This window comes from Streptomyces solincola, assembly GCF_002982015.1.
GTDB lineage: Bacteria > Actinomycetota > Actinomycetes > Streptomycetales > Streptomycetaceae > Streptomyces > Streptomyces solincola.
In genome coordinates, this window is record NZ_PVLV01000573.1 from 1 (window position 1) to 5249 (window position 5249).

The following is a 5249-nucleotide window of genomic DNA, read 5'->3' on the forward strand; positions in this document are numbered from 1 at the left end:
TGCCGGCGCTGCGGGGGCTGCGGCGGGCGTTTCCGGCGGCCGAGATCGTGCTCGCCGCGCCGGAGGCGCTGGCCGGCCCGGTCGCGGCGTGCGGGGCGGTGGACCGGCTGCTGCCGGCGTCCGCGCCGGGGCGGGCGGTGCCGGCCGCACTGGCCTGGAGTGGTCCGCCGCCGGACCTCGCGGTGGACCTGCACGGCAACGGCCCGCCGAGCAGGCTGCTCCTGGCGCGGCTGCGGCCCGCCCGGTTGTGGGCGTTCGCCCCGCCGGGCGACCCGCGGGCGGCCGGGCCGGTGTGGCGGGGCGACGAGCACGAGCGGGAGCGCTGGTGCCGGATGCTCGGGCACTACGACGTACCCGCGGATCCGGGAGACGTCAGGCTGGCACCACCCGCGCGGCCCTCGCCGGCGCCGGGCGCGGTGGTGCTGCACCCGGGCGCGGACGCGGGCGCCCGGCGGTGGCCCGCCGAGCGGTACGCGGCCGTGGCCGGGGAGCTGCTGCGGCGCGGCCGGCGGGTGGTGCTGACCGGCGGCCCGGGCGAGGACGGCCTGCTGGCGCGGGTGACGGCCGCGCTGCCGGCCGGGCCGCGGCCCCAGGTGTACGCGGGCGGGCTGCCGTACGAGGAGCTCGCGGCCCTCTGCGCCGGGGCGTCGGCGGTGGTGAGCGGCGACACCGGGATCGCGCACCTGGCGGTCGCCTACGGCACGCCGTCGGTGACCCTGTTCGGCCCGGTCTCCCCGCTGCTGTGGGGGCCCCCGCCGGGCGCGCGGCACACGGCGCTGTGGCGGCCGGCCGCCGGGGACCCGCCCGGCGACCCGCACGGCGCGGACCCGGACGTCCGGCTGCTGCGGATCTCGCCCCGGGACGTGCTGGCGGCGCTGGACGGCCGGCCGGCCGACGCGGTGGCGGAGGTGGCGCGGCCGTGACGGCGGGAAGCGGCGGGGACCCCGGGGCGGGGGCCGATCCGCGCACCACGGTGGTGGTGCTCAGCCACGACCGGCGCGAGGGCCTGCTGGCCACCCTGGACCGGCTGGCCGCGCTGCCCGAGCGGCCGCCGGTCGTGGTGGTGGACAACGCCTCGACCGACGGCGCCCCGGCGGCGGTGGCCCGCCGCCATCCGCGGGTGACCCTCGTCGCGGCCGGCGGCAACACCGGTGCGGCCGGCCGCACCCTGGGCGTACGGGCGGCCCGGACGCCCTATGTGGCGTTCAGCGACGACGACTCCTGGTGGCGGCCGGGCGCCCTGCGGCGGGCGGCCGACCTGCTGGACGCCCATGACCGGCTGGCGCTGCTGGCCGCCCGGGTGACGGTGGAGCCGGGCGGGGCCGAGGACCCGGTCAACGCCGAGCTGGCCGCCTCGCCGCTCGGCCGGGCGGCCGATCTGCCGGGCCCGCGGGTCCTGGGCTTCCTGGCCTGCGCGGCGGTGGCACGGCGGGAGGCGTTCCTGGCGGCGGGCGGCTACCACCCGGCGCTGTTCGTGGGCGGTGAGGAGACGCTGCTCGCCTACGACCTGGTGGCCCGCGGCTGGGGGGTGTGCCACTGCCCCGAGGTGGAGGCCGTGCACCGGCCGGCCGGCGGGGAGCGGCCGGGGCGGCGCGCGGTGCTGCGGCGCAACGCGGTGCTGACGACCTGGCTCAGGCGTCCGCTCGGGCTGGCCGTGCGCCGGACCGGCGTGCTGCTGGCCGACGCGCGGCGCGACCCGGCCGCCCGGGCGGCCCTGGGCGGTCTGCTCGTACGGCTGCCGGTGGTGCTCCGGGACCGCCGCCCCCTGCCGCCCGAGGCGGAACGGCTGGCCCGCCGCCTGGACCCGGAGTCGGCGGCGGCACCGCAGCGCGAGACCGCGGCGCCGCCGAGGGTGGCCGCCGCCTGGCGAGCGGACACGGCGGAGGGAGACACACCGTGAGCGATCCGCGCGTGACCGTCGTCGCGCCCGGCCGCGATCTGGACGCGGTCGGCCGGAAGCTCGCCGTCGCCGAGGTCGCCACCCCGTACACCGTGCCGCCGGAGCTCGCCTCGGTGCGGGCGTTCGGCGCGGCGGTGGCGGGGCTGCCGTGGGTGCCGCGGGAGCGGCGGGTGGTCCCGCCGGCGGTGGAGGCGCGCCAGGGGGCGCTCACCGAGGCGCGGCGCGCCTGCACCGCCCGGCGCCATGTCGGCTGAGCCGCCGCGCCGGGGGCCGCGGCTTCCGGCTGGTTCCGCATCGGTTCAGCGGTCCGACCCGGGGTACTCGGACCGCATGATCACCATCGGGGTCGAGGAAGAGTACCTGCTGCTCGATCCGGAGACCTGCCTCCCCGTGCCGCTCGCCGACGAGGTGCGGACCGCCGCCGGTCTGGATCCCGTGTTCGGCGCTTCCGAGGTGCAGTCCGAGCTGCTTCAGGCCCAGGTGGAGGTCGCCACCCCGGTCTGCACCGACCTGGAGGAGGTCGGCGGTCATCTGCTGCGGCTGCGCCACGCGCTGGGCTCGGCGGCCGAGGCCAACGGCTGCCGGATCGCCGCCTGCGCGACCGCGCCGTTCCGCGAGCCGGCGCCGGTACCGGTCACCCCCAAGGCGCGCTATCTGGCCATGCGCTCGCAGGCCCCGCAACTGGTGGCCGAGCAGTTGGTCAACGGCATGCACGTGCACGCCGCGGTGCCGGACCGGGAGATGGGCGTGGCCGTGCTGAGCCGCATCCGGGTCTGGCTGCCGGTGCTGGTGGCCATGTCGTCGAACTCCCCGCTGTGGGACGGCAAGGACACCGGGTTCGCGAGCTGGCGCACGGTGGTGTTCGGCCGCTGGCCGGTGAGCGGCCCGCCGCCCGCCTTCACGTCGCTGGCCGACCACGAGCACCGGGTCAAGGGGCTGCTGGACACCGGCATCATCACCGACACCGGCCAGCTCTACTGGCAGGCCCGGCTCTCCGACAAGTACCCGACGGTCGAGGTGCGCTGCGCGGACGTGCAATTGCGGGCGGACAGCGCGGTGATGTTCGCCGGGCTGGTGCGGGCGCTGATCGCCACCGCGATCCGGGAGGAGAAGGCCGGGGCGCGGATGCCGGAGTGCACTCCGGAGATGCTCCAGGCGGCGAACTGGCACGCCGCCCGGCACGGTCTGAGCGGCCAGTTGGTGGATCCGGGCGGCACCCCGCGGCAGGCCGGCGACGTGCTGGCGATGCTGCTGGGGCATCTGATGTCCGCGCTGGAGGAGGCGGGCGACGCCCGTGAGGTGTCGGCGCTGGTGCACCGGCTGCTCCAGCAGGGCACCACGGCCGACCTCCAGCGCCGGACGCTGGCCGACGGCGGGATGCCCGCGCTGGCGGAGCTGCTGACCGCGGAGACCGTGGCGCCCTGACCGGGGGCCCGGGCACGGGGGCCCGGGCTTGTCCGGGCCGGCTCACAGACCGGTGACCTTGGCGTCCGCCGTGATCTCGTGGACCAGGGTGAGGGTGCGGTGGCCGCCGGGCGGCAGGGCGACCTCCCAGCGGGCGATGCCCTCGGCGTCGACCGAGGCCGGCGGCGGCAGGCAGGCGTCCTCGCGGATCCGGGTGCGCACCGCCGCGTGCTCGGAGACCGGCACCCGCTCCCGTACCGTGACCCGGCGTTCGTCGTCCTCGCCGGGGGCGGAGAAGCGGGACAGCCGCACCGTGACGGTGCGGGTGATCACCGTGCGCTGGCCGAGCCCGGCGGAGGCGCGGGTCTCCTCGGTGTCGCGGGCCACGTGGTAGTCGTCGCGGCTGCCGAAGGACAGCTCGACAGGGGCGCCTGCGGCGGTGAGGTCCAGGGCGGCCCGGCCGGCGTATCCGCCGCCGAGGACGAGGTCCACGGGCCCGGCGAGCAGGGTGTGTCCGGAGGTGTTGTCGCACCGGGCCACCCGGGTGACCACCGGGGACAGCTCCGGGGCGCAGCGCAACTCCAGGTGCGCGGGCGCGGTGAACGCGGAGACCGGGACGCGGTGGGCGCGTCCGTCGCCGGGCACCGCCACGGGCGCGGCGGGCCGCAGCACCCGGGTCTCGCCGCCGTCGTCCACGCCCGGCAGTCCCGGGGTGGCGGCGGGTCCGAGGCTCGCGCTCTCCTCCTCGCGCAGTTCGACGTCCACGGTGCGGCGCTCGGCCGCGGTGCGGTCGGTCAGGGTGAGCCGGTCCTCGTGCAGGCGCGGGGGTTCGGTGGCGGCCGACGAGCGGGCCGTGGAGAGGGTGAGCCGGACGTCCGACCAGTCCTCCCCGGTGCGCTGCCAGACCATGGCGTCGGTCTCCAGGGTGAGCTGGTCCCCGTCGAGCACCGCGCGGTAGGCGGGGCGCCACAGCGCGCAGGCGGTGAGGTGGCTGAGCCGGAGCCGGGCCGCTCCGGCCTCGGCCGACTCCACGGTCAGCTCGATGTGGGCGGTCGGTTCGAGGGGTCCGTCCTCGGCGAGCCGGAGGGCGCGCCGGACCTGGTCCAGCGCGGCGTCGACGGCGGCCAGTTCGGCCCGTGCGGTGCGGGCCCGTTCGGCGCAGGCGTCGCGTTCGGCATCGGCGCGGTCCAGTTCGCGGGCCCAGCGGGCCGGGTCGGCCTCACCGGCCCCGGCGCCCTCGCCGATCTCGCGCAGCACGTCGGCGGCGAGCCGGCCGAGCAGGTCGCGGCGGGCGTCCAGCCGCTCGCACCGCTGCCGCAGCGTGAGCTGTTCGGCCTCCAGGGTGTGCACGCGGCGGCGCAGCGCCGAGTCGTCGTCGGACGGCCCGGGGGCGCGCGGCGTCCAGGCGCGGGTGATGCGGACGTCGAGCACGCTCACCGGGTGGTCGGCGGTCACTTCGGCGTGCAGGCTGCGGTCGACGGCCAGCGGGCTGACCGGTCCGAGCCGCAGCTTGTGGACGCCGGCGGCCAGGTCGAGCCCGGTGGTGCGCTCGATGTGGGCGCGGTCCTCCAGGCAGGTGACGGCGGTGACGGGGAGGGCGATCGGGTGCGGGGAGAGGGGCATGGGTGGCTCAGCTCCTGCGGTTGCCGCCGGTCAGGGCCTTGCCGGCCGGGATGCGGATCTCGTAGCCGCCCTCCAGGGCGGTGCCGGCGCCGGCGGGCAGCTCCAGTTTCCAGACGCGGGTGCCGGGGGCGGGCCGGTCGGGGCCGGGGGCCTCGGCGGGCGCGGTCCACTCGCCGCGTTCCTCGACGCGGATGTCCGGGTCGGTGGTGACCGGTACGCGCTCGCGCACCTCCACGGCGACCGGCCGGGCGGACCGGTTGGCCAGCTCGACGCGGACGCGGTGGTCGAGGACGGTGACGTTGCCCCGCAGGCCCGCGGTGGA

General features: G+C 78.4%; 6 protein-coding genes. 4 read left to right on the forward strand and 2 right to left on the reverse strand.

Annotated elements, in window-relative coordinates:
- The 4 genes from C6N75_RS27365 to C6N75_RS27380 all read left to right on the forward strand — a co-directional run.
- Positions 1 to 923: glycosyltransferase family 9 protein (locus C6N75_RS27365; RefSeq protein ID WP_105871553.1), on the forward strand; the 923-nt coding region annotated here is incomplete at its 5' end.
- A complete protein-coding gene (locus C6N75_RS27370; RefSeq protein WP_258177644.1) occupies positions 920 to 1900 on the forward strand; it encodes a glycosyltransferase family 2 protein in 981 nt (326 codons plus the stop codon). The genes C6N75_RS27365 and C6N75_RS27370, both read left to right, overlap by 4 nt.
- Positions 1897 to 2154, forward strand: coding sequence for a hypothetical protein (locus tag C6N75_RS27375; protein WP_105871554.1), 258 nt, complete (start codon positions 1897 to 1899; stop codon positions 2152 to 2154). The genes C6N75_RS27370 and C6N75_RS27375 overlap by 4 nt, the downstream gene beginning before the upstream one ends.
- Before the next feature lie 76 nt (positions 2155 to 2230).
- Positions 2231 to 3325: a carboxylate-amine ligase gene (locus tag C6N75_RS27380; protein ID WP_105871555.1), complete on the forward strand. Its 1095-nt coding sequence runs from the start codon at positions 2231 to 2233 to the stop codon at positions 3323 to 3325.
- Between the two features lie 42 nt (positions 3326 to 3367).
- On the opposite strand, the gene C6N75_RS27385 is transcribed toward C6N75_RS27380, so the two are convergent.
- Both C6N75_RS27385 and C6N75_RS27390 read right to left on the reverse strand, forming a co-directional pair.
- Complete coding sequence (locus C6N75_RS27385; RefSeq protein ID WP_105871556.1) at positions 3368 to 4927, reverse strand: mucoidy inhibitor MuiA family protein; 1560 nt, start codon at positions 4925 to 4927, stop codon at positions 3368 to 3370.
- Between the two features lie 7 nt (positions 4928 to 4934).
- Positions 4935 to 5249: DUF4139 domain-containing protein (locus tag C6N75_RS27390; RefSeq protein WP_146132692.1), on the reverse strand; the 315-nt coding region annotated here is incomplete at its 5' end.